Annotated in this window: 25 protein-coding genes; 14 read left to right on the forward strand and 11 right to left on the reverse strand. The window is 68.7% G+C overall.

Features of this window, described 5'->3' with window-relative positions; all coding sequences use genetic code 11:
- Positions 1–13: 13 nt before the first annotated feature.
- The 3 genes from FB390_RS24735 (at position 14) to FB390_RS24745 (ending at position 2136) form a co-directional block, all read left to right on the forward strand.
- Positions 14–568: a DUF2599 domain-containing protein gene (locus tag FB390_RS24735; protein WP_246124195.1), complete on the forward strand. Its 555-nt coding sequence runs from the start codon at positions 14–16 to the stop codon at positions 566–568.
- A gap of 28 nt (positions 569–596) precedes the next feature.
- Positions 597–1256, forward strand: a complete 660-nt coding sequence (locus FB390_RS24740) for an NAD(P)H-binding protein (protein ID WP_141811101.1) — start codon at positions 597–599, stop codon at positions 1254–1256.
- A gap of 652 nt (positions 1257–1908) precedes the next feature.
- Positions 1909–2136, forward strand: a complete 228-nt coding sequence (locus FB390_RS24745) for a hypothetical protein (protein WP_067778370.1) — start codon at positions 1909–1911, stop codon at positions 2134–2136.
- A gap of 332 nt (positions 2137–2468) precedes the next feature.
- Here FB390_RS24745 and FB390_RS24750 read toward each other — a convergent pair whose 3' ends face one another.
- Together FB390_RS24750 and FB390_RS24755 are read right to left on the reverse strand one after the other, a co-directional pair.
- Positions 2469–3377, reverse strand: coding sequence for a helix-turn-helix domain-containing protein (locus tag FB390_RS24750; protein ID WP_141811103.1), 909 nt, complete (start codon positions 3375–3377; stop codon positions 2469–2471).
- Positions 3378–3466: 89 nt separating this feature from the next.
- The gene (locus FB390_RS24755; RefSeq protein ID WP_141811104.1) at positions 3467–3691 is read right to left on the reverse strand and encodes a DUF397 domain-containing protein; all 225 of its coding nucleotides are present in this window, start codon (positions 3689–3691) and stop codon (positions 3467–3469) included.
- Positions 3692–4057: 366 nt separating this feature from the next.
- On the opposite strand from FB390_RS24755, the gene FB390_RS24760 reads away from it, so the two are divergent.
- The gene (locus FB390_RS24760; RefSeq protein ID WP_141811105.1) at positions 4058–4855 is read left to right on the forward strand and encodes an SAM-dependent methyltransferase; all 798 of its coding nucleotides are present in this window, start codon (positions 4058–4060) and stop codon (positions 4853–4855) included.
- A 337-nt stretch (positions 4856–5192) separates the two neighbouring features.
- On the forward strand, positions 5193–5426 hold the full coding sequence (locus FB390_RS24765) for a hypothetical protein (RefSeq protein WP_141811106.1): 234 nt from the start codon (positions 5193–5195) through the stop codon (positions 5424–5426).
- A gap of 43 nt (positions 5427–5469) precedes the next feature.
- Here FB390_RS24765 and FB390_RS34680 read toward each other — a convergent pair whose 3' ends face one another.
- Positions 5470–5604, reverse strand: coding sequence for a hypothetical protein (locus tag FB390_RS34680; protein ID WP_281292409.1), 135 nt, complete (start codon positions 5602–5604; stop codon positions 5470–5472).
- Positions 5605–5640: 36 nt separating this feature from the next.
- On the reverse strand, positions 5641–5907 hold the full coding sequence (locus FB390_RS24770; protein ID WP_141811107.1) for a hypothetical protein: 267 nt from the start codon (positions 5905–5907) through the stop codon (positions 5641–5643).
- Between the two features lie 58 nt (positions 5908–5965).
- Between FB390_RS24770 and FB390_RS24775 the strand changes: the two genes are divergently transcribed.
- On the forward strand, positions 5966–7357 hold the full coding sequence (locus FB390_RS24775) for an NAD(P)/FAD-dependent oxidoreductase (RefSeq protein WP_141811108.1): 1392 nt from the start codon (positions 5966–5968) through the stop codon (positions 7355–7357).
- A 3-nt stretch (positions 7358–7360) separates the two neighbouring features.
- Here the strand turns inward: FB390_RS24775 and FB390_RS24780 are convergent, their stop codons facing one another.
- Positions 7361–8530 carry an MCE family protein gene (locus FB390_RS24780; protein WP_425465919.1) on the reverse strand — a complete coding sequence of 390 codons (1170 nt, stop codon included), beginning with the start codon at positions 8528–8530 and terminating at the stop codon, positions 7361–7363.
- Positions 8531–8723: 193 nt separating this feature from the next.
- On the opposite strand from FB390_RS24780, the gene FB390_RS24785 reads away from it, so the two are divergent.
- Positions 8724–10088 carry a cytochrome P450 gene (locus FB390_RS24785; protein WP_141811110.1) on the forward strand — a complete coding sequence of 455 codons (1365 nt, stop codon included), beginning with the start codon at positions 8724–8726 and terminating at the stop codon, positions 10086–10088.
- Positions 10089–10140: 52 nt separating this feature from the next.
- Here FB390_RS24785 and FB390_RS24790 read toward each other — a convergent pair whose 3' ends face one another.
- Genes FB390_RS24790 through FB390_RS24810 form a run of 5 tightly spaced genes read right to left on the reverse strand, consistent with a single transcriptional unit; the run spans position 10141 to position 15077 of the window.
- Positions 10141–11367: a cytochrome P450 gene (locus tag FB390_RS24790; RefSeq protein ID WP_141811111.1), complete on the reverse strand. Its 1227-nt coding sequence runs from the start codon at positions 11365–11367 to the stop codon at positions 10141–10143.
- Positions 11368–11412: 45 nt separating this feature from the next.
- Positions 11413–13020, reverse strand: coding sequence for an acyl-CoA synthetase (locus FB390_RS24795; RefSeq protein WP_141811112.1), 1608 nt, complete (start codon positions 13018–13020; stop codon positions 11413–11415).
- A 22-nt stretch (positions 13021–13042) separates the two neighbouring features.
- Entirely contained in the window at positions 13043–14293 is a 1251-nt protein-coding gene (locus tag FB390_RS24800) for a hypothetical protein (protein ID WP_141811113.1), read from the reverse strand.
- A gap of 5 nt (positions 14294–14298) precedes the next feature.
- Positions 14299–14850, reverse strand: coding sequence for a Cif family virulence factor (locus FB390_RS24805; RefSeq protein WP_141811114.1), 552 nt, complete (start codon positions 14848–14850; stop codon positions 14299–14301).
- A complete protein-coding gene (locus FB390_RS24810; RefSeq protein WP_141811115.1) occupies positions 14850–15077 on the reverse strand; it encodes a ferredoxin in 228 nt (75 codons plus the stop codon). The genes FB390_RS24805 and FB390_RS24810 overlap by 1 nt, the downstream gene beginning before the upstream one ends.
- A gap of 504 nt (positions 15078–15581) precedes the next feature.
- Here FB390_RS24810 and FB390_RS33720 point away from each other — a divergent pair.
- From FB390_RS33720 to FB390_RS24820, 3 genes are all read left to right on the forward strand, one after another.
- Positions 15582–15758: a hypothetical protein gene (locus FB390_RS33720; protein ID WP_185757160.1), complete on the forward strand. Its 177-nt coding sequence runs from the start codon at positions 15582–15584 to the stop codon at positions 15756–15758.
- A gap of 431 nt (positions 15759–16189) precedes the next feature.
- Positions 16190–17449, forward strand: a complete 1260-nt coding sequence (locus tag FB390_RS24815) for a PucR family transcriptional regulator (RefSeq protein WP_141811116.1) — start codon at positions 16190–16192, stop codon at positions 17447–17449.
- 115 nt (positions 17450–17564) lie between these two features.
- Positions 17565–17999: a CBS domain-containing protein gene (locus FB390_RS24820; protein WP_141811117.1), complete on the forward strand. Its 435-nt coding sequence runs from the start codon at positions 17565–17567 to the stop codon at positions 17997–17999.
- A 9-nt stretch (positions 18000–18008) separates the two neighbouring features.
- On the opposite strand, the gene FB390_RS24825 is transcribed toward FB390_RS24820, so the two are convergent.
- Positions 18009–18440 (reverse strand): pyridoxamine 5'-phosphate oxidase family protein, encoded by a 432-nt coding sequence (locus FB390_RS24825; RefSeq protein ID WP_141811118.1) that lies wholly within the window; start codon positions 18438–18440, stop codon positions 18009–18011.
- A 113-nt stretch (positions 18441–18553) separates the two neighbouring features.
- Here FB390_RS24825 and FB390_RS24830 point away from each other — a divergent pair, with 113 nt between their 5' ends.
- Genes FB390_RS24830 through FB390_RS24845 form a run of 4 tightly spaced genes read left to right on the forward strand, consistent with a single transcriptional unit; the run spans position 18554 to position 24067 of the window.
- Positions 18554–19885 (forward strand): aminotransferase class V-fold PLP-dependent enzyme, encoded by a 1332-nt coding sequence (locus tag FB390_RS24830; protein ID WP_246124196.1) that lies wholly within the window; start codon positions 18554–18556, stop codon positions 19883–19885.
- Complete coding sequence (locus FB390_RS24835) at positions 19882–21168, forward strand: heavy-metal-associated domain-containing protein (protein ID WP_141811119.1); 1287 nt, start codon at positions 19882–19884, stop codon at positions 21166–21168. The genes FB390_RS24830 and FB390_RS24835 overlap by 4 nt, the downstream gene beginning before the upstream one ends.
- Positions 21165–22742: a type III PLP-dependent enzyme domain-containing protein gene (locus FB390_RS24840; RefSeq protein ID WP_141811120.1), complete on the forward strand. Its 1578-nt coding sequence runs from the start codon at positions 21165–21167 to the stop codon at positions 22740–22742. Before FB390_RS24835 ends, FB390_RS24840 begins: the two co-directional genes overlap by 4 nt.
- Positions 22742–24067 (forward strand): pyridoxal-phosphate dependent enzyme, encoded by a 1326-nt coding sequence (locus FB390_RS24845; protein ID WP_141811121.1) that lies wholly within the window; start codon positions 22742–22744, stop codon positions 24065–24067. The genes FB390_RS24840 and FB390_RS24845 overlap by 1 nt, the downstream gene beginning before the upstream one ends.
- Positions 24068–24088 lie beyond the last annotated feature (21 nt).

Consider the following 24088-nt stretch of genomic DNA (forward strand, 5'->3'; position numbering starts at 1 on the left):
GGAGGGATCGATAGTGAGACAGCGGACGCGGACAGCACACGACCGGCGACCGCGCCTGGCGCGCGGTGCGGGGTTCACGTTGCTGGTGTCCGTCGCGGTCGCCGGATGCGGGGGCGAGGAGGCATCCATCTCGACGCCATCCACCACAGTCGCGCGGGCGCTGTCCGCCACCACCTCCGCGACGCCGACGCCTCCGCCGATCACGAGCACCGATCCCGCGACGCCCATCGCCGCGCAGCCGACGGTCGATCCCTACGAGGGCATTCCGCTCGTCGACCACGTCGAGTGGACCGAGAACGTGGACGGCCCACGCCTGCTCGTCTTTCCCTCGGAGGCGGGCCGCCGCACCACCTATCCCGGTTCGGACGAGCGGGCCTGGCAGGAAGTGCTCACCCAGTCCCCCGCCGCGGACGCCCCCGGCATGCGCGACCAGTTCGTCTGCCACTGGGACTGGGCGCGGCTGGTGCAGCCGAACAAGCCGAGCTGGAATCTCGAACCGTGGCGGCCCGCCGTCGGCTACCCCGCCACCGTGCAGGCCTCGTGCAACCCGGGCGGACCCGAACGCTGACGGTTCGCCCGCGACCGGAAAGGAACCCATGCGCATCGTGATCGCCGGTGGACACGGCAAGATCGCCCTGCTGCTCGCCGAAACGCTCGCCGCCGCAGGTCACTCCGTATCGAGCCTGATCCGCAACCCCGACCATGCCGACGATGTCGCCGCCACCGGAGCCCGCCCCGTCCTGCTCGATCTGGAACGAACCGAGCTGCCCGCGCTCGTCGACGCGCTCGCCGGTGCCGATGCCGTCGTCTTCGCGGCGGGCGCGGGGGCAGGCAGTGGCGCGGCCCGCAAGTACACCGTCGACAAGGGCGGCTCGGTGCTGCTCGCCGACGCCGCCGAGCGGGCGGGTGTGCGCCGTTTCGTGCAGATCTCGACCATGGGGGCTGGTCAGCCGCCCGCGCCGGGTACCGACGAGGTGTGGGCCGCTTATATAGATGCCAAAACCCAAGCCGAGGACGATCTTCGGGCCCGCGATCTGGACTGGACCATCCTCCGCCCCGGCCGGTTGCTCGACACCGAGGCCACCGGACTGGTCACTCTGAGCCAGTATCCGATCGGTCGCGACAGCATTGCCCGCGCCGATGTCGCCGCCGTTCTCGCCGCCCTTCTGTCCGCTCCGAACACCGTGCGCACCACGCTCGCGCTCGTCGCGGGGGATACGCCAGTGGCGGACGCGGTCTCCGCAATTGGTAGCTGATTGATTGCTGAATGTTCTGCGTCGCAGTGGATTCGATCGACGTGATCCCAAAGCCGGTTGCGTCGACGAGTTATCCGCGCCATACGAGCGCTTGCTTTCGCCGCGATTCCGGAACGATTATCGATCTCACCGATTCGAGGATCGACGTCGGCACGCGCGTCGGCGGAAATGACGACACTTCACTCCGCTCGCGGATCGCGCACCGTCCGGTCTCGCCCGACGCGTGCGGGCCGGCCGCGCCGCGCGGGCCACATCGTCGCGGCGAGCGGCCTCCGACCTGGCCAAGCACACGCTCGACCACTCGAAGCGGGCCGCGCGGACGAAAGGAAACCCGGACGCCGAGACGCCGATCCGATGAACCGTCCGGTCGGGACGGTCGGCGACACGAGCGGTAAGGATGAAAAACCTTTTGTGCGAATACAATCGATCGTGCAGATGTACTTGCATATGAAAGGCACGCGGACATAAACTCAGTTCCGCAAAGTTATATAGGGGACAACCAGGGGAGGCCGCGTGGGCGAACCGATGGCAAAGTCGCCGGAAGTTTGCTGCCGCCTACAGTCAGGGGCGTCTTATGGACCAACCACTCGTCGGCGGCCGGCTCGGGTTCGCCGAGGCCGCACTGGCCGACCAGCCAGCGAACGGTAGAACTATGAGCACATCGCCGGCCCGCAGTGGCCACAGAAACACCACGTACTCACGAGAAACGGCGGTCGCGTTCGTCATCGATGCCGTCGAGTCCACCGGCGCGGCCACCCGGAACGATTTCGACATCGATCGGATCGTTTCGACGGCGCACGCCATGGCGGACGACTGGGATCTGAAGGCGCTGCAACCGGCGACCTTCTGGCGTATCGCGTCCACTTTCATCAAGCAGTAGCCGACTCAGCACGCGGCGCCGCAGTCGAACAACGCTGCGCGCCAATGATTCTCGGCTGTCAAGCCTCGGCCGGGCGCCACCTCCGCCCGGGAGGCCTCGGTGTGCGACGCACATCGCGACCCGACAACTTCTCTCGCGTCATCCGGACGCTCACCCGGCGGCTGAATCCGCCTTCGCACAGCTTCTCCGCGGTTCGAATCGAACCGTATGACCGACCCGCGACAACCCACCGCTCAGCGAGCGCGCGCGGCGATCCGGATGTTCACGCGATCAATCGCTTTCGCTCCGCACGCACCGCCGCGCGGGAAGCGAAAAGAGACCGCTCGCAATCTTCAGTGCGGAGGGGTGATCGTCGCAAGTCCGGTCGCGTAGGACGACAAGATCTCGATCGACTTCTGCGGCGGCAAGGCCTGTACGCTCAGGCGGTCCATCACCGAAAGGTACAGCGCCAGATCCTGCCTGCGGTCCAGGTACAGCGCGCTGGTCAGATGCTCGAGGTACACGATGTCGGGTAGCTCGGGCTCGGCGAAGCGCAGGATGCTGAAGGAGCTGCCCGCGGCCGCGTGCTCGCCCGCCGAGTACGGCAGGACCTGGATGGTGACATTCGGCAGGGCGGCCAGCGCGATGAGATGTTCCATCTGCTCGCGGTGCACCTGCGGCCCGCCCACCGGACGGTGCAGCGCGGCCTCGTCGATCACCGCCCAGACGATCGGCGGGTCGGTGCGGTGCAGGATCTCCTGCCTGCGCTGACGCACGGCCACGCGCCGATCGGTGTCGGCGTCGTCGTAGCCGAGAGCCAGTACGGCCCTTGCGTATTCGGGCGTCTGTAGCAGGCCGGGCACGAGATGCGCTTCGTAGGTGCGGATCTTGTTGGCCGCCTGCTCGAGGCCGAGGTAAGTGCCGAACCAAGACGGCAGCAGATCGCTGTAACGGTGCCACCAACCGGGTTCGTTGGCCTGCCTTGCCAGCGTCAGGAACTGTTCGCGTTCCAGCGGATCGCTGACGCCGTAGAGGGTCAGCAGATCGCGGATGTCGCGTTCTTTGAAACCGGTGCGGCCCAACTCGAGACGACTGATCTTGGCGTGCGAACCACGGATCGCGTCACCGGCGGCCTCGCGGGTGATGTTGCAACTCTCGCGTAGTTTGCGCAATTGCCCACCGAGGGCGATCCGGAGCACGGTCGGACCACGCTCCGCGACAACCGATTGCACCAGGCCATCGTCGTTGGGTTCTGCGATCATGGAGTTCGTCTCCGATACTCGAGGTTGCCCACCAGTGTGTCACACACTTGTCGTTACGAGACACACCGCACCGACCGCAATGTTACCTTTCAGCTAGTCAAATCGTCGAATTCTCCAGCTTTCGCACCGCGGACGAACGCGTCGATCTCCGGACGCGTATAGAACAGGACCGCGCCCTCGGGATCGCGCGAGTTGCGTACGGCGACCAGCCCGTTCGACACCTCCGCCACTTCGACGCAGTTGCCGCCGCTCGGTCCGCTGAACGAACTCTTGCGCCAGGCGCTCGTGATCTTGTGCGTGGTTGTACCCGACATTTCCCACTCCTCGGTTACTGCCAGTGTGAGGGACTTACGGCTTGAGTGCTTGCAGATGCACGCTCAAACGTTCTTGCATTTGCACCTACGTTCGGACGATAGCACGAAGTTCACCATGCGGCGCAGAATAATTCGGACCTACCGGTCGGCTTTGATGCCGGTGGTTCGCGGACTCGTGTAAAGGCCCCGTTCACCTCGCGCATCCGGACCGCTCGCCGCAACCGAATCTTGTACTGTCACAGAGCACATCGGATGACCGTCCATTCGCGACAACCCCGGCGTCAGACGCGCGCGGCGCGCCCCGCACATCGGTCAAGGGCGGCGGACATCCGGCCACGCACACATGTTCCAGAGGAGTCTTACGCGATGCCCGAAGACCACAGCCCACTCATCCGGACCGACATTCCCCATTCCGCGCGAATCTGGAACTACTGGATGGGCGGCAAGGACTATTACGAAATCGACAGGATCGCCGGCGACGCGGGCATCGAGGTCGACCCCGACATCACCACCATGGCCGTGCAGTCGCGGCAGTTCCTGATCCGCGCGGTCCGCTACCTGGCCAGCGAGGTCGGCATCCGCCAGTTCCTCGACATCGGCACCGGCCTGCCGACCATGCAGAACACCCACGAGGTCGCGCAGAGCGTGGCGCCGGACGCGAAAATCGTTTATGTGGACAACGATCCGCTGGTGCTGACCCACGCGCGGGCGCTGCTGACCAGCACGACGCCGGAGGGTGTCACCACCTACGTGGACTGCGACTTCCACGACACCGAGCAGATCGTCGCCGACGCGCGCAACGTGCTCAACTTCAACAAGCCGATCGCTGTCATGTTCATGGGCGTGCTCGGCCACGCCAAGACCTACGACGAGCTGCTGCGCATCGTGCACACGGTGCTCGACGCCGTGCCTTCGGGCAGCTACCTGGTGATGTGGGACGGCACCGACGACAGCAAGGAGTACGTGACCCTCTGCGAGAACTACACCGGCACCGGTGGCGTTCCGTACGTGCCGCGGCCGCAGGCCCAGATCAAGGCCGTCTTCGACGGATTGGAGATGGTGGAGCCGGGCTTCACCTCCATCACCCAGTGGCGCGCCCAGAATGCCGAGGTGGGCGAGATCCGGCCCATTTCCGCGTACGGCGCCGTGGCGCGGAAACCCTGACGCGGGACGACGCGAATACCGACGCGTCGCGAAAAAGTCCGAGCCGTCGGAAATAACGTGACGCGTCATCGAGAACTGATGTCACACCGGTGAATTCCTGACACGTCAGTAATATTCTGGGGCACATCAGGAAAGCCCCTGCGCCACAACGGCGGCCGCCCAGCGATCGGGCGGCCGCCGTTTTACATACCTGTTGGTCGTTCGTGCAAATGTACTTGCATCTGTAAGGTACGCGGCTCTAAACTCGGGCGGTAGATAGCGGGGAGGCGCCAGGGAGTTCGCGCCGGCGTCGCCAGACAATTCGCCTCCCCATCGCCAGACGCGAGGGGCGGTCGACATGAGTCAGCCATTTCGAACTCCCCACCGGGACTTCCTCGGAGGCACCGGTGTCGAGACCTTGCGGCCACGCGCCGTGAGCGAAGTGTCCACCGCCGATTGCGGCGCCGAACCCGGTGGCCTCACCTACCGCAGGGCACGCGAGATTCTGCACGTCCACGAGGTGCACGGCCCGCAGTGCAGGCAATGGCTCGCGGCGGCGGCGTACCTGTCCGCCGGTCTCGACGACGAGTAGGTCACGCCGATAGCGCTCCGGCGCAGCGCTTTTCGCGCATCGTTCACGCTCCGGGCGCGTCACCGTAGACGACCAGCCAGCTCGCCCGTCCCAAGAACTCGGCCAGCGCGGGGTCGGTGACGACCGATTTCGCCGCGAAGGCGGCGGTGATCGAGCGCTCGACCATGGCGGTCAGCAACCAACGCCGTCGCGGTCGAATCGACGGCCGGATCGATCACGCCCCAGCGCGATCTGCCTCGAGTCTGGTCCGCACCACGCCCACGAAGGCCGCGACCCGGCCGCTCCAGTACCGCCCCACATCCCGGTCGTAGGCGGCGACTTCGCTGAGCGCCAGCAGCAGATAGCGATGCTCGCGGAATCCCGCGATCATGCTGCCGATGGCACGCACCACCCCGGCCCGGTGGTCGCCGTGGTCGGCGCGCCACCAGGTCTCGGCCGCGTCGAACAAGTCCGCGGTGGCGAGTTCGGCCATTCTGATCAATAGGCTGACTCTTGTCCGGACACTGTGTCCGAGACGTTGTGACCGAGGTGGTTCGAAAATGCCTGGCGCTCCCGCCATCCCGGTGGAGGATACCGAGGTCGTCGTGGTGGGCGCCCGCTGCGCGGGCTCGGCGACGGCCGCCGCCTTCGCACGGGCGGGCGTGCGAGTCGTGCTGCTGGATGCGACGCGATTTCCCTCGGACACCCTCTCCACGCACCTGTTGTGGCCCGGTGGTGTCGCGGAATTGGCACGTCTCGGCGCGCTGGATCGCGTCACCGCGTTGAGCGCGCCACCGCTGCGGACGGCGTTCGCGGCGGGCGCGGGCCACACCATCCGCTCGCCGTTCGTGCCGGTCGACGGCATCGACTACGCGCTGTGCGTGCGCCGCACCGGCTTGGACGCCGCGCTCGCGGCCACCGCGGTCGAAGCGGGCGCGGACTTGCGCGAGGGTGCGCGAGTCGGCGAGTTGCTCTGGCGCGGAAAGCGTTGCGCCGGTGTCAGGTACACCGATGCCTCCGGCACCCGCGAGCTGCGCGCCGCCCTGGTGGTCGGCGCCGACGGACGGCGCAGCACGGTGGCCCGGCTGGCCGGGGCGTCCAGTCCCCGGTTGTCCGCGCCGAGTGGCCGCGACTGCTACTTCGCCTACTGGCGCGATGCCGCGACCGGTTGGCGCGAGGTGGCCGCCCAGTGGCGCGACGGTCCGGACCTCGGCACCGCCTTTCCCTGCGACGACGGACTGCTGCTCGCCTTGGTGCAACCTCCGTCGAGCGTGAACCGTCCCGGGCCCGGCGGCGCCGAACGACGCTATCGCGAAGCGATCGAACGCATTCCGGGGCTGGCGGCCCGGCTCGCGGGGAGCGAGCGGGTCGGTCGCGTCCGCTCCGCGACCGGGCTGGTCTCCTACTTCCGCCGATCCAGCGGCCCGGGGTGGGCCTTGCCCGGCGACGCGGGTCATTTCAAGGATCCGGTGACCGCCCAGGGCATTCGCGACGCGCTGCACTACGGCCGACGGCTCGGCGAACTCGCCGCACCGGTGCTGCACGAGCCGGACCGGCTGGACGCGGCGCTGCGCGCCTGGGAGTCCCGGCGCCTCGCCGACTGTCTCGACATCTACCAGTGGACGAACCGGCTGGCCCGCGCGACGGCGATGAGCCCCTTGGAGATTCAGCTCTACCGACGCGCGATGAACGACCCGGAGCTGGCGCGGGCGGTCACCGCGATCTTCTCGCGAACGAGAGATCCGAAGGACGTCTTCACCCCCGCGCTCGCGGCCGCGCTGGCCTTCGGCGCGCTGCGCGAGGCCTGGCCGTCGGTCGGCCCGGTGCTCACCGATCTCCTGCACGAGGCCCGCGACACCGCCACCGACTGGTGGCAGTCGCGCGCGCACCACGCTCTCGCATCCGCCACCTGCTGCTATCGCGCGGGCCTGCCGCACCTGCTGGACGGCTGAACCTCACCGGCGAGCGACACCGGGCAGCCCGGCGAAGAAGATCTCGAACACCGTCGGCGGATCCGCGTGCAGCCGGGCACTGGTCGACGGGACGAACAGCGCGCCCTCGCTGGTGTCGGTCACGACATAGTCCGCGTGCGCGCCCGGTGTGCGCTGGTCGATGCCGGAGCAGTCTGGACCGCCGGTCGCGTTGACCTTCGGCAGGTCCTCCGGATACTGGTACGGCTCGGAGGCCAGCATGAAATTGGTGTTGAACACCGCCCCCGGCACCATGCCGCCGAATATCGCCTCGGCCAACGGCATCACCGAGGCGATGCCCGTGATCACGCAGCGCAACGCCGGGCGATACTCGTTCAGCAGCGCGCTTCCCGGGCGCAGCAGCCGGACCGCCGTCGCCAGCGGCTGCTCGCTCTCGGTGAGGACCGCGCGGGTGGTCTCGGCCAAACCCACCACGTTGAGCAGCATTTCGTCCAAGTCCGCGGCGCGGTCGGCGACCGTCGCGCCGGTCACGGTCGCGTTGTCGACGGTGCGCAGCAACTCCCCCGCGGTATCGGCGTAGACGTCGGTGACCTCGGCGGTGGCGGCCATGTCACGGCCGAGCTGCGGCAGACTCGGATTCAGCAGGCGCAGCGTGGCGTCCGCGCGCGCCAGCAGATCACCGAGCAGCTCACCGCGACTCTGTAACGCTGCGCTCAGCGCGGCCAGCGTCGCGTTCAGTTGTCCCGGTTCGACTTTCGCGAGCACCGTGGAGAGCCGCTGGAACAGGGTGTTGAACTCGACGGTGACCGATTCCGCCCGGACCAGCGCCCCCGGCGCCAGCGAGCGTGGCGACGGCGCGGCAGGCGACACGAAGTGCACGTACTTGGCGCCGAAGACCGTCGTCGAGCGGATGTCGACGAGGGCGTTCTCCGGCACCATGCGCAGCAGCTCCGGATCCAGCTCCAGCCGCAGCCGCACCCGATCGGCGTGCGGTTCGACCGCCGCGACGCGCCCGATCTCGACACCGCGCATCCGCACCGCGGCGTCCGGATCGAGCACCAGACCCGAGCGCGGCGCGTCGACGAACACCGTCGCGGTCGACTCGAAGCGGCCCGCGTACATCGACATGGCGAGCAGCGCTACCACCGCGATCATCGAAACGAACGCCAGCCCAGCCACTTTGAGCCGCACCACGGCCCAGGTGGCCCACAGGATCGGGAAGCGCCCTCGCGAGGACTGTTGCCGTGCGTCCACTCTTCACCCCTTCGAGAGGGCCCTGCGCGCGATCACGCGACCGCGAATCCCTTGCTCGCGCCCGGTCGGCAGTAGTACTGTCCAGACACGTGTCCAGCATATGTCTGGACAGGTATCTGTGGAAGGATTTCCGATGACTCTGGTCAAACCACAGCGCGTCTCCGGCGGCGAGCACGAGCACGGACATCTCGAGGAATTCCGCTCCGACCCGATCGCGCTGATGCGCCGGGTGCGCGCCGAGTGCGGCGACATCGGCGCCTTCGAACTCGCGGGCAAGCAGGTCATCCTGTTGTCCGGGGCGGAAGCCAACGAATTCTTCTTCCGATCCGGCGACGAGGATCTCGACCAGGGCGCGGCCTATCCGTTCATGAAGCCGATCTTCGGCGAGGGGGTGGTCTTCGACGCCAGTCCGGAACGCCGCAAGGAGATGCTGCACAACCAGGCGCTGCGCGCCGAGCACATGCGCGGGCACGCGGCCACGATCGCCGCCGAGGTCGAGCGGATGCTGGCGCGCTGGGGCGACGAGGGCGAGATCGACCTGCTCGACTTCTTCGCCGAACTGACCATCTACACATCCTCGGCCTGCCTGATCGGCGTGAAATTCCGCAACGAGCTGGACGGCAGGTTCGCGCATCTCTATCACGAACTCGAGCGCGGCACCGACGCCTTGGCCTACGTGGACCCCTACGCGCCGATCGAGAGCTTCCGCCGCAGGGACGAGGCTCGCGCCGCGCTCGTCGAGCTGGTGCAGGGAATCATGGACACGCGGGCCGCCCGCCCCGCCGCCGACCGCGGCGACCGCGACATGCTCGACGTGCTGGTCTCGGTGCCCGGCGAGAACGGCGAACCGCGCTTCAGCGCCAGCGAGATCACCGGCATCTTCATCTCGATGATGTTCGCCGGTCACCACACCACCTCGGGCACGGCGGCATGGACGGTGATCGAACTGCTGCGCCACCCCGAACTGCTGGACAGCGTCGTCGCCGAGCTGAATGAGCTGTACGCGGACGGTTCCCCGGTGAGTTTCGGTGCGCTGCGCCAGATTCCGCGCTTGGAGGCGGTGCTGAAGGAGACGCTGCGCCTGCATCCGCCGCTGATCATCCTGATGCGCGTCGCCAGGGGCGACTTCGAGGTGTGCGGATACCACATCGCCGAGGGCGACCACGTGGCCGCCACCCCCGCCATCTCCAACCGGCTGCCCGAGGACTTCCCCGATCCGGACGCCTTCGACCCGGGCCGCTATATCGACCCGAACCAGGAGGACATCGTCAACCGCTGGACGTGGATCCCCTTCGGCGCGGGCAGGCACCGCTGCGTCGGGGCCGCGTTCGCGCTGATGCAGCTCAAGGCGATCTTCTCGATCCTGTTGCGGGACTGGGAGTTCGAGATGGCCCAGCCCTCGGACAGTTACCGCAACGACCACTCGAAGATGGTGGTGCAGCTGCAACAGCCGTGCCGGGTGCGTTACCGCAGGCGCGGCCCTCGACGGGACGGCTGAGCACACTCGAACGGCCGCGGCGGCGGGTCGCGGCCGTTCGAGTGTCGCCGTCTCAGTCGTAGCGGACCTGCCAGCTCTTGACGCCGTTGATCCAGCCCGACCGCAACCGCACCGGATCCGAGACCTGGCGCAGGGTCGGCATGGCGTCGGCGATCGCGTTGAACATCAGGTCGATCTCCAACCGGGCCAGATTCGCGCCGACGCAATAGTGCGTGCCGGTTCCGCCGAAGCCGACGTGCGGATTGGGATCGCGCAGGATGTCGAAGGTGAACGGGTCGGTGAAGCCCTCTTCGTCGAAATTGGCCGAGCTGTAGAACAATCCGAGCCGCTGTCCGGCACGGATGCGCCGGCCGCCGAGCACCACGTCCTCGGTGGCGGTGCGCTGGAAGGCCGTCACCGGAGTGGCCCACCGGACGATCTCGTCGGGCGCGGTCCGCGGCCGGCTCGCGCGGTAGATCTCCCACTGCTCCGGGTTGTCCACGAAGGCCTTCATGCCGTGCGTGATCGCGTTGCGCGTGGTCTCGTTGCCCGCGACCGCGAGCAGGATGACGAAGAACCCGAACTCGTCGGAGGCCAGCGCCTCGCCGTCGACGTCGGCGTGCACCAGTTCGGAGACGATGTCGTGCACCGGGCACGCCCGGCGCTGCTCGGCCATGGTCCACGCGTAGCCGAGGATTTCGGCCGAGGCGGTGGCCGGGTCGCCGTACTCGGGATCGTCGTAGTTGAGCATCTGGTTCGACCAGTCGAAGACCTTGCGCCGATCCTCCTGCGGCACACCGAGCAGTTCGGCGATCGCCTGCAGCGGCAGCTCGCAGGCCACCTGCTGGACGAAATCGCCGCCGCCCGCGCGCTTGGCGGCGTGCACGATGCGCTCGGCGCGCTCGGTCAGCGCGGCGCGCAGGCTCTCGACCGCGCGCGGGGTGAATCCTTTGGAGACGATCCGGCGGATCTTGGAGTGCTTGGGCGGATCCATGTTGACCAGCAGCGCACCGGTGAGGTCCATCTGCTCCGGGGTGATGTCACCGGGCAGCCGGATGATGGCGCCTTTGCGCTGGGAGGAGTACAGCTCCGGATGGCGCGAGATCTCCTTGACGTCCGCGAGCTTGCTCACCACCCAGTATCCGCCGTCGCGGAATCCGCCCGAGGCGTCGTCGGACTGGGCGTTCCACCACACCGGCGCGGTGCGGCGCAGCAGCGCGAATTCCTCGACGGGGCTGCGGTTCTGCCAGAGCGCGGGATCGGTGAAGTCGAAACCCGCGGGCAACGACGGTGCGGTCATGTCTACCTCCTGGATGGAATGCCCTGCGGCACAATGCGGCCCGGTTCAGGCGGATCGGTGATCGGGCGCGCGGCCCGCGATGTGGCCGGCGGCCCATCGGTAGTCGGGTTTGCCGCTCGGCGAGCGCACGATGGCGTCGGTCACCCAGATCTGTTTGGGCACCTTGTATCCGGCCAAGTGGTCGCGGACGTGTTGTTCCAGCGCGCCGAAATCGATCGGGCCGGGTTCGGCGCCCGCGACGACAGCGGCGACCTGGTGGCCCCAGCGCTCGTGCGGCACCCCGACGACCACCGCGTCGTAGATCTGCGCGTTCGCCTTCAGCACGCCCTCGACCTCTTCGACGAACACCTTCTCGCCGCCGGTGTTGACCACCATGTTGCCGCGCCCGATCAGGGTCACCGTGCCGTCGGCCTCGGCGCGCGCCCGGTCGTCGGTCACCACGACGCGCGCGCCGTCCACCGACTTGAACAGCCGTTCGGACTTACCGGGATCCTTGTAGTACCCGAGCGGCACCGCGCCGGTCTTGGCCAGCCAGCCCTCCGCGCCGGGCGGCACCGGACGTCCGTCGTCGTCGACCACCACCGCGCCCCGACCGGTCCGCACCCTGGGGCCACGGGCGGGATCGTCGTCCTTCTGCGCGAAACCTATTCCGCCGAAACCGGTTTCCGAGGACCCAATGGAGTCGGACACCACCGCGGCGGGGAACGTCTCCAGCAGGGTGTTCTTCATCGCCTGCGAGAGCAGCGCGGCGCCCGAGGCGATGGCCAGCAGCGAGGACGCGTCGACCGGTCGCCGCCGGTAGGCGTCGATCAGCGGCCGGGCCATGGCGTCGCCGGTGATCACCAGGACCTGCGGCCGATGCCGCGCCACCCCCGCCCAGACGGCCTCGGGGTCGAAGCGGCGCTGGAAGATCACCGCGTTGCCCGACCACAGCGCGGTGAAGGTCGGCATCATCGCGGCGGCGTGGATCAGCGGCGGCAGCACGAACCAGGTGCTCGGGTCGCCCGCCGCGCCGATGCGCGACTGCTGGTACTCGTCGGCGACAGGTTCGCCGGTGTAGAAGTCGATGCCGCCGCCGAGTACCCGCCACATGTCCTCCTGCCGCCACATGACGCCCTTCGGCAGCCCGGTGGTGCCGCCGGTGTACATCATGAACAGGTCGTCGGGGCCGCGTGGCACGGACGGCCGCGCGGTCGGCCGATCCGCCAGCGCGCTCTCGTACGGCACCGCGTCGTCCTCGGCAGGACGCACCGTGTCGTCGTCGACGCACAGCGCGTGCCGCACGCGCGGAACCCGAGACCTGGCCGCCCGCACCGCCTCCGCGTAACAGGCGTGGTAGACCAGCGCGTCCAGGTCGGCGTTGTCGTAGACGTAGGCGAGTTCGGCGGGGCCGTAGCGGTAGTTGATGTTGATCGGGACGGCCGCGAGTTTGAAGCAGGCGATCAACGTCTCCATGGTCTCGACGCTGTTGTGCATCTGGAAACCGACGTGCGCGCCCGCCCCGATACCCGAGGCCGCCAGGTGGTCGGCCAACCGATTGGCCCTGGCGTCGAGTTCCGCGAAGCGGACGCGCCGCTCGCCCTGGAGTACCGCGGTGCGGTCGGGCATGGCGTCGACGGCGTGCTCGAAGAGGTCGGCGAAGTTGTTGGCCATCTGGTGTCTCGCTCGTCGGCCGTCACACCACGGTGAGCGGCAAGGGTTTTCCGCGGTCGGTGAACGCGAAGTCCGCGCCGGTGCTGAATCGGGTGATGGCCACCTCGGCGGACTCGCGGAACGGTTCGTCGGCGAGTCCGAAATCGACGGTCAGCAACCCGTCGTCGCCGTCGACGGCCGTGGCGAACCAGCGCGGATTCACCGCCCGGGCCAGCGCGTCCAGTGGCGCCAGGTGCTCGGGGTCGAGCAGCGCGGGCCACGCGCCGTCGGTGCTCGCGCCGCTGTTCCGCGGAATACGCAGGCGGACAGTGCCGTCCGCGTTGTCGACGGCGATGCCGGTGTAGGGCAACGGGTTCAGCGCCGGATGCGCTGCCAGCACGGTGGCCAGGGCGTCCGCGTCGTCACCGAGCCGCAGGCAGCGCCGGATGCGGTCCGCGGTGAGTCCGGCGATGCCGGTGAACTGTTTGCGCACGATCGCCGTCGCGGTCGGCGCGTCGGCCTTGGCCCGCACGGCCACCAGGAAGCCGAGGGTCAGCAGATGGTGCTGGAGGCACACCTCCTCGGCCAACCGCACCAGCGCCGAATGCGAGAAGTCCGCGAAACGCAAGTCGCTCAGCAGTGGTCCCGCGTAGTCGGACCGGCCGTCGTCGGAGGGATCGATGGGCGCCAATTCCGTTCGAGCGGCGGCGGACTCGGCGACCAAGGCCGCGTTGCGCGGCACCGGCGGCGGTTCGTTGGCCGCGTCGATGGTGACCCGCCAGGCACAGACCGGCCTCCGGTCGGCGGGCCGCCGTGGCGGGCGGTGGATGGGGCGTACCCGCGCGTGCGGGTTCGTCGCCAGCGCGGTCGCGTCGAAGGTCGGGTCCTCGATGTCGTGGCACATCGACACCACGAAGTCCTCGCCCATCGGCTCGACGTCGGCCAGCGCGCCGCAGTGGTCGAGCCAGAATTCGCCGTGCTCGTGGTCGTCCACCCGGAAGCGGAAGTCCATGAACTGCGGCGGCGCGCCGATGTCGAGCTGCAACCCCTTGAAGATCGTCTCCACGCCGTCGCCCGCGAAACCGAGCGCCCGCCGCATTCTGCGGGTGTACACCGGGCTGGCCAGCCGCCACTCCTCGATGGCCACCTCCGCCATGCCGGTCCTGCCGAACGCGGCGATGGAGTGCGCCATGCCGGAACGGTCGATGAGGTGCCCGCACAACAGAAGTTCCGGCACCAGCGCGGCCAGCGTCTGCCTGGAGAACCGCGCGTAGCGGCTCGGTATCGCGCTCATCGGCGTCACCACAGCGAGGCGGGCGCTTCGCCGACGCGGTACCAGCCGGGCAGCGGCGTGCCGGAGGTCGAGCGGGCGATCCGTTGCTGCATGCCGGGGGTCAGCGCGTTGTTCGTGATCATCTCCAGGAACAACGCCGAGACGTTGCCGAAGTCGAAGAAGTCGCGCTGCCAGGACCATTGGAAGTCGCCGCCGTACCGAAACCAGCTGCCGCCGATGCCCTCCGGGCTGTACGGGCGGCCGTCGGGGCGCTGCGCGTCGGCGACCTGCTTCCAGAAGCCGATCACCGTGCCGCTGCGGTCGTCGACGACGAACTCCTGGTACGGGTAGGTCCAGCCCTCCAGGCCCGACATCTCCTGTCCCAGCGCGATATCACGGATCTCGTCGCGCCCGACCGCCATGAATTCCTGGGTCGGGCCGTAGTTCCAGCCGTAAGTCGCGTCCACGGTGTACATCTCGGCGAGCGGCTTCCAGTCGCCCTTCTCCTCGCAGCGCTGGTTCTCGACGATCCAGCGGCGGATCATCTCGTCGAGCTCGGCGCGGTCGTAAGCGGCCATCAGTGTGCACCTTTCGCGGCGTCGTCGGTCTCGCCGTCGTCGGCGAGGGAGAGGGCCCTGGTCGGGCAGTAGCGGATCGCGCTCGCGACCGCATCGCGCAGTTCCGGGTCCGGGCTCGGCTCGAGGATCTCCACCTGGCCGCGCTTGGGCACGGCGAAGACGGCGGGCGCCTCGGACTGGCAGACGGCGTGGCCCTGGCACAGGTCGAGGTCGACGGAGATCTTCACGGCGCCCTCCCCTCGCCGGGCGCGGACACCCTGGCTGTCATCACACACCTCGATTTCGAGAACAGGTTCGCCCAGACCGTTTCGACGGATACAACCGTTGAGACAGATACCTGGACACGTGTCTGGACGGTACCACCGCCATCGGCGGCCAACAACGGTTTCGGGACAAGACGGCGCGGCGGCCGATGCGGCACATCCCCGCGACCGGCACGCCCGATCGCTCACGGCTTCGCCTCGCGAAGGCTCGGCTCCGTCGCGCGCTGCGACGAGAAGGTCCACTGTCGAATCGGACGGCCTCGCGAGATCGGACCACTGGCCGAGACAGTTGGCCGTACAAGATCACGGCGCGTTGCCAAAACCGTTATCTCACAGCGATGTTCGCGCATCTGTACTTGCATCTGTATCGAACACGGACCTACACTCGGCCCGAAAACAGAGGAGATTCACCGAGCCCGTGCCAGCGTTGCCACGAGGACTCCTCGCTACCGCCCGAAGGTCTTTCACATGGATCAGTCGCTACATCGTTCCCGCCGACTCGGCGTCGCCGATATCGCCGCCGTCTACGGCACCGAGGCAGTGCACCGACGCATCGCCCAGCTGCGCGCCTGCGGGCAGCACTACGCGGCGGTGGCGATAGAACGCGAGATCTACAGCGCCGCAATGGAAGACGGGGCGAAATAGGCTCCGGTTCCGGAGCGGACCACCCCCGGGGCGGACGACTCGGCCGCCGCACCGGAGGCCGTCGGCGCCGCGTACCCGTTCGGCGCCGACCGGCTTCCCCTGAGCTCGAGAGCCCGAGGATTCGACACGGGCCCGCTTCACGGGTTCACCGCGCTCGCCAGCGGGGCGCGGTGACGCCAGGGCTCATCCATCGGCGCGAGCTGCCGCCGACCGTCTGATACGGCCATGCCGCCGCGGGCCGAGCTTGCCGGCGCGAGCGCCGATTCGCCGGTCACCCTTGTTCCGAGGCTCGCATTTCGGAACGATGCACAACGGTGATGCGATGCAACGTATCTCACCGAACACTCGCCCCGCCCATAACCGTTTCGTATAGTGATGCAACGATTCGGGCGCAGTTCTATTTCGTCCGATGTGGCACTGGAGCACTACGTATGACCTTCACCGCGCTGGATCTGTCCGCCGACACGTCCGCCACGGCGCTCGAAATAGGCGGACAGCCGGCGTCGGTGCCACTGCAGAACACCGACGGAGTCGCCTCGCGCATGGTGGGGTACTTCGCGACCTGCGTCGCGCCGTGCCGCACGCTGCCGGGTGAGCAGATGCGCGGCGACGTCACCAAGGTGACGCGCTTCTGCCTCGCGCTCGCGGCCGAGATGTTCGATCGCCGGACGGTGCCCGACGACGCCCAGCTCGGCGAGGTCAGGGAAGCCGCGGCGCAGTGGGCGCGCGAGGCGGTCCCGCTCGGCACCATCCTGCGCGCCTACCACGAGGGTCTGCGCATCGCCTTCGGACTCGTCACCGAGGGCGCCAAGGCCGACGACGTGGACGAGCTGATCGTCGCGACCGATCTGATGCTCGAATTGCTCGAGGCCATCACGGCCGCGGTCTCCGACGCCTACGTCGACGAGCAGCACCTGGTCGCCCGCGAGCACCAGACCGCGGCGCAGACGCTGGCCTCCGCCCTGCTCAGCGGTCGCGGCAGTTCCGCGCTCGCGAGACAAGCGGGCATCCCGATCGCGGAGGCGTACCAGGTGGTGGCGCTCTCGGTGCCGGAGCATCCGGACGAACGCGACCCGCGAGTGGACGCGCAGGTCGCGGCCCGCCGCAAACTACGCCGACTACAGTCCGCGCTGGCCACCGTCTTCCGCTCGCGCGCGCTCGCCCTGCTCTCCACCAAAGGCGGCACGCTGCTCATTCCGCTCGGCGAGGAGATCCCCGCGCTCACCGCCGAACTGCTCGACACGCTCTCCGAGGGCGCCGAGGTGCCGCTCACCGCCACCGTCGTCGTCGGCGACACCGACCGAATCCCGGATTCCGCCGAGCAGGCCCACGAACTGCTGAACCTGGTCCGCGTCGGCGGCCGCGCTGCCGGCCTCTATCAGATGACCGATCTGGCCGTGGAGTACCAGCTGACCCGCGGCGGACCCGCCGCCCGCCGGATCGCCACCATCCTCGACCCGCTCGACGCGCACCCCGAACTGTTCGACACCATGCGCGCGTACCTGGGCAACGACATGAACCGGCAGCTGACCGCGCGCCAGCTGTACGTGCACCCCAACACCGTCGACTACCGGCTGCGCCGCATCGCGCAGCTGACCACCATCGACCTCGCCACCTCGGCGGGCATCTCGCAGGCGGCCATCGCCCTGCTGGCCAGGGACCTCGACCGCAGCGTCGCGCGGCGCTTGTAGAGCGCGGCACACGTACGCCTGGTGAATCTCGCCCGCGCAACGATGCGGATTCGTGCTGGTCACCCGCTGCCGAACTTGCGATCCTGGAACCCCGTGAGTCTGGATGGTGAAAAGTATGCGAATCGCGGAGATCTTGCGCAGGAAAGGTAGCGACGTCGCCACGGTTCCGCCCGACACGACGGTGCGGAGCCTGCTGGCCACTTTGGCCGAGCACAACATCGGCGCGGTGGTGGTGTCCCCCGACGGCATGCGGATCGCGGGCATCGTCTCCGAGCGCGATGTGGTGCGCCGCCTGCACGAGCTCGGCGCGGACCTGCTGGACACGCCCGTCGCGGACATCATGACCGTGGAGGTCCGCACCTGCGTGCCCGAGGACCACGTCGACAGTTTGCGCCGGGTCATGACGGACCACCGGATCCGGCATCTGCCCGTGGTCCGGGACAACCGGCTGATCGGCATCGTCAGCATCGGCGACGTGGTCAAGAGCGCGATCTCCGAGCTCGCGACCGAACGCCAGCACCTGGTCGACTATCTCCAGGGCAGGTACTGACCTCGCGCGCTAGAGCGAGGACAGGTCGCCGAGGTCCGCGGACAGCCACCGCTCGGGTCGCATGTACACCGCGACCTGCTCGCCGTATGCCTCGGCGGCCTTCAGGTAGACGTCGACCTTGTCCGGCGGCAGGTAGCGGGCGACCATCTCGCGGTGCAGTTCGTCGGTCATCGGCGTGATCCGGGTGACCGGCCCCTCTACGCTGACGTAGCGCACCGTGGGCTCGAGCCGCTGCACCATCAGGCTGAAGCGGCCTGCCTCCTTGATATACCGCATCTTCTCCGACTCCGGGCCGGTCAGTACCCACGCCTCGGCGCCGGGTGCGTACTGGTACCAGATCGGCACGTTCAGCGGACCGCGATCCCGGCCCGCCGCGACGGCCAACGCCGCGATGTGCGGCTGCGCGAGAAATTCCTGACGCTCCTCCTGGCTCAATGGCATGCGCTCCAGGCTAGCGCGTGAAAGGCGTTGTCCACCTGAAACCTTCGATCACCTCGGGAAAAGTGCGTATCGTTGGTTGGTGTCCAGGGCATCGGCGTGAAGGGAGCGTCACGTTGCGGTCACCCGCGCCAGGCTCGCACTTCACCCGCTCCCCTGCCGTACGCCACTCCCCCGGTCACCGGTTCCCTGCTTCGTCACCGCCCCGCACCGACACGATCCGCGCCGACACGATCCGCGCGCTGTTTCCCGCGCTGGCGGAATCGTCCGAGGTCTATCTGGACAGCGCGGCGACCACGCAGAAGCCGCTGCCGGTCATCGAGACGATCCAGCGCTATCACTCCTCCCGCACCGCCAACGCCGGGCGCGGCGCCTACGCCTGGTCGACCGAGCTGACCGCACGGGTGGCGGACGTGCGCGCCCGCGCGGCGGCGTTCCTCGGCGCCGAACATCCCGACGAGGTGGTCTTCACCGCGGGCGCCACCGCCGCGCTCAACGCGGTCGCGCTGTCCTGGGGGCTGGCCGAGCTCGCCGACGGCGACGAGATCCTCTACAACCCGCGCGACCACGCCTCCGCCGTGCATCCGTGGCACCACCTGCGCCAATTGCTGGCCCGGTTCGGCCGCCGCATCGAGCTGGTGCCCTACCGGACCACCGAACTCGGCGAGGCCGACACCGCCGACATCCTCGGCAAGCTCACCCCGCGCACCAGGCTGATCGTCACCAGCCACCTGCACCACGTCTTCGGCGGGCTGACCACGCTGGAAGAACTGCGCGGACGGATCGATCCTTCGGTCCTGCTGTGCTTCGACTGCAGCCAGAGCGGAGGGCATCTGCCGGTCGACGTCACCGCGCTCGGCGCCGACTTCGCGGTGTTCGCCGCGCACAAGATGCTCGGTGCGCCGGGAGTCGGAATCCTGTACTGCCATAGGCGGATTCACGATCGACTGCTGCCCTTCCTACCCGGCGGGAATTCGGGCGTGCGGCTCACCGAGTCGGGATTGGTCGGCACCGCGATGCCCGATCTGCTCGAGGGCGGCACCCACAACATCCCCGGCATCCTGGCGCTCGGCAGCGCGCTGGACGTGCTCGAGTCCTTCGGCATCGAGGCCGTCGCAGCGCACAACCGCGCGCTCACCCAGCGACTGATCGAGCGATTGCGCACGGCGCCAGGGCTGGAGTTCCTGCCCGGTCCCGCGTACGCGCCGTGCGAAACGGGTTACGGCATCGTCTCGTTCCGCATCGCCGGAATCACCGCGGCCGACGCGGGTTTCGTGCTCGGCGAGATGGGGTTCCTCGTGCGCACCGGGCTGCACTGCACGCCCGCGGCGGCCCCCGGCGCCGACGACCTGGACTCGGTGCGGGTCAGCACGCACATCTACAACACCCTCGACGAGATCGACCGGTTCACCGCCTGCGTCACGACGATTGCCGAGGAGGTCACGTGAACACCGACACCCCGCGCTACGACCGCAGGGCGGCGTCCCGGGTACTCGCCGGACTCGCCCAGCCAGGGCTGTTCGGCGACGTCCCGGTGCCGCCCGATCCCCGCCGCATCGAATTCACCTCTGCCGCAGTGCGTCCGGAAGCCAACAGCCACCTCACCTATTCGCAGCGGCTGTACTTGGAGCGGTTCATGCGGCCCTGCCGCCCGAACCAGGTGACCACCGCGACCCACCGCATCGCGTGGACCGACAGCGATGGCATCCCCAACACCGGCCACTACCGCGCCGACGGCTTCGGCCCGCTGGTGCCGATCGCGGTGCGCGAGACCGTCCTCGCGCTGTGGCACGCACTGCGGGCCGATACCGCGCTGGTGCGCCGCGCCGAGGAACTCGGCGGCCGGGAGCGCGCCGTACTGGTGGGCACTACGACCGATCACGAACCGCTGGAGATCTTCCGCGTCGGCATCGAGGCGACCGGCCGCGCGCTCGCCCAGCACGCGCTGCTCGCGCGCCAGACGCCCTACCGCGACCCGATCGAATTCGCCACGGGCATGCGGAATTCGGGCCTGTTCGCGGCGGTCGCGACGCGCTGGTTCTGGGAGTTGCAGGCCTCCACCTACCGGCGCGGGATGATCCCGGTGACCCTGGCCACCCAGCCCGACGGCACCGTGCGCTACACCGCCGAATCGGTGGCCACGCTGCGCGCCATGAAGGACGCCACCATCGCCGACGCGCACACGGTGATGCGGCGCGCGACCATGGTGGAGGGCCTGAGCGTCGAGGACGCGATCGCCAAGTACCACGAGGATCTCGACCTCATCTCCCGTCAGTACGCGCTGCTGCCGCCCGGCACGCGTCCGGCCTGCCTCGCCGCGATGCCGCACCAACTCGACGGCGCGCACTACAGCTTGCTGCCCATCGTGGTCGACCGGTTCGTCGCGGTGTTCACCGAGATCGTGGCGAGCTGCCGCCCGGTGGAGATCGCGTCGGTGCTGGACGAGCGCACGGCCGACGATCCGGTGACGGCCGAGGATCGGGTCTTCTACGTACCGGACATGACCTGCAAGCACTGTGTCCGCACGATCACCGGCGTGCTCGAGTCGATGGGGCTCGTGGTCGCCGAGGTGGACCTGATCAGCAAACGAGTGGTCGCCGAGTTCCGCAGCCCGCGCAACCGGGCGCGCGCCTTCGAGGCACTGCGCGACGGCGGGTACAACCCGGTCGCCGAAAGGCCCGATCCGGCCGACGCCGAAATTAGCGCGCAGCCTTCGGAATCCGCGGTATGACGGCGCCGCTACCGGCGCTACCCGCGAAGATCCATCCGCTGGTTCGTGCCTTTCTCGCCACCCGCGACGCCTTGGACGAGACGCTGATCCGATTCGGCTCACCGGTGCATCTCGTCTTCCCCCAGGTCTTCACCGAGAACCTGGAAAACCTGCGCGCCGTGCTGGATCGGGAGCTGCCCCGCTATCGAATCTGCTACGCGCACAAGGCCAATCAGTCCCGCGCCTTCGTACGCACGGCCGAGCACGCCGGGATCGCCGTCGACGTGGCTTCGCCGCAGGAACTGGCGAGCGCGATCGGCGCCGGATTCGGGCCGACGCGGATCGAGGTGACCGGCCCGAAAGGCGAGGCGTTCCTGCGCGATCTGATCCACTGCGGAGCGACGATCAACGTGGACAATCTGTGGGAGCTACGCCGGATCGCCGAGCTGGCCGGTGATCGCGCCGAAGTGCCGGTATTGCTTCGTGTCTCCGGTTTCCCCGGGTCACCGCTGAGCCGCTTCGGGGTGCCGCTGAGCCATGTCGACCGCGCGCTGGATCTGCTCAGCGCCCAGCGCGGCCGAATCTCGTTCCTCGGCTTCGCCTTTCACCTCGATACCGGTGAGAACGCCGAACGGGTGCGTGCCGTCGACGCCTGCTTGGCGCTGGTCGAGCAGGCCTACGCGCACGGCTTGTCCCCCGGCGTGCTCGACCTCGGCGGCGGCCTGCGCCAAGTGTTCACCGCCGACGCCGACCGGTTCGACGGTTACGTCCGCGCGCTGCGCGAGTCGCTTCTCGGTCGCGGCGAGCCGATGAGCTGGGGTGACAACACTTTCGGCTACCACGTCGAGGGCGGGGCGGTGCAGGGAACGCCGGTGTTCCACAAGTACGCCAACACGATTCCGGCCACCACGATGCTCGCCGACCTGTTGACCTCGCCCCTGGAACGGCACGGCGGACGCACGGTCGCCCAGATCGCCGCGGACAATCTGCTCGAGCTCTGGCTCGAGCCGGGCAAGGCCCTCGTCGACCACGCCGGGGTGACGGTGGCGCGGGTCGTGTTCGTCAAGGAGCTCGGTGACGGCACGCTGCTGGTGAACGTCGACCTCAGCCGCGACGCGGTCACACCGGCCGATCAGGAGGTGATGGTCGATCCGATCGTGCTGCCCGGCGCGGCGCACGACAGCCTCCCGCACGAGGGGTCCGGCGACGGCGCTGGCACCCCGCAGCGATCGGCGGCCGAGACCGCCCCCGCGCTGCGACCGGTGCACGAAACCCGGCCGGTAGGAGTGTTTTTCGCGGGACGACTGTGCCTCGAGCGCGACCTGATCACCAACCACAAGGTCTGGCTGGCGAATCGTCCGAGGTCGGGGGACCTGGTCGTCTTCCCCAACACCGCCGCGTATCACATGGACCTCTCGGCGGCCTCGGCCTCGATGCAGCCACCGCCGCCGAAACTGGCGGTGGTCCACCGGGCGGGCGGTTTCGAAGTCTGCCGCGACGTCGATTACGAACCGCACGCTCCGGCGGGTCTGCCGTCGGCGCGACCGGCTGCGCCCCGTCCGGCCCCGGTGCTGCGAGAAATCGAGGCGCCCTGATGCGCTACGACCACATCACCGAACTGATCGGCAACACACCGCTGCTGCGCCTCGATCCCGCGGTCCACGGGCTCGAGCACGTCGAGCTGTTCGCGAAACTGGAGTCGTACAACCCGTTCGGCTCGGTCAAGGACCGGGTCGCCTGGGGCATGATCCGCGACGACCTGGACGCGATCACCGCCGCGGGACAGACGCTGATCGAGGCGTCCAGCGGCAATACCGCCAAGGCGCTGCGGGTGCTCGGTGGACTCTCGGGTGTCGGGCTGCGCGCGGTGACCAATCGGATCAAGGTCGCCGAGGTGCGCGATCTGCTGCGACTGCTGGGCACCGACATCGTCGAGCTGCCCGGGCTTTCCGAGTGTCCGGACCCGACCACGCCGAACGACGTGTACTCGGTGATCGAGTCGACCATGGCGAAAGAGCCCGGCGTCTACCATCATCCGTCGCAGTACACCAACGAGAAGAACGTCGAGGCGCATCTGGGGACCGGGCGGGAGATCCACGAAGATCTCGCGGCCGACGGCATCGCCCGGGTGGATTACCTCGTCGGCGGGCTCGGCACCACCGGGTCCACTCGTGGCGCGGCGACCTACCTGCGCAAGCACAATCCGGAATTGCGCACGGTCGCCGTGGTTTCCGAGCGCACTGATTTCATCCCGGGCATTCGCTCGGAGACGGAGATGTGGGATGTCGGGCTGTTCCAGCCGGATTTCTACGACCGCATCGTCACCGTGGCATCCGGCGACGCCATCGACGCGACGCTGCGGCTGGCCACCGATTACGGCGTGCTGGCCGGGCCGACGAGCGGCGCCGCCTACGCGGCGGCGCTGGAAACCCTTGCCGGGCTCGACCTCTCGGCACGCGACGCGAGCGATCCGGTGGTCGCGGTGATCATCGTCTGCGATCGGCTCGAGCCCTACCTCTCCTACATCAAGAAGCGCAGGCCGGACCTGTTCGACCGGCCGGACCGGCGCAGGGAACCGACGGCCGCCGAACTCACGGCCACGCCACGGCTCTCGCCCGCCGAGCTCGCGGAACTGGACCGCACCGGACGCCCCACGATCGTCGACACCCGCGGCGCGATGGCCTATCGCATCGGGCACGTCCCCGGCGCGGTGAACATCCGCGACGATCAGCTCGAGGACATGCTCGGCCAAGGCGTCCCGTTCCCGCGCTCGCGACCGGTGGTGTTCGTGTGTCCGGTCGGCGAGGTCTCGCTGCGCTTCGCCGCGCTCGCCCGGCACGCCGGATACGACGCGGCGAGCCTGGACGGCGGCATCGTGAGCTGGCGCGACGCCGGGATGGCGCTGGAAAGCGGGGCCTGAACGGCCGATGTCCGGTAGGCA

Source organism: Nocardia bhagyanarayanae, from assembly GCF_006716565.1.
GTDB classification, from domain to species: Bacteria; Actinomycetota; Actinomycetes; order Mycobacteriales; family Mycobacteriaceae; genus Nocardia; species Nocardia bhagyanarayanae.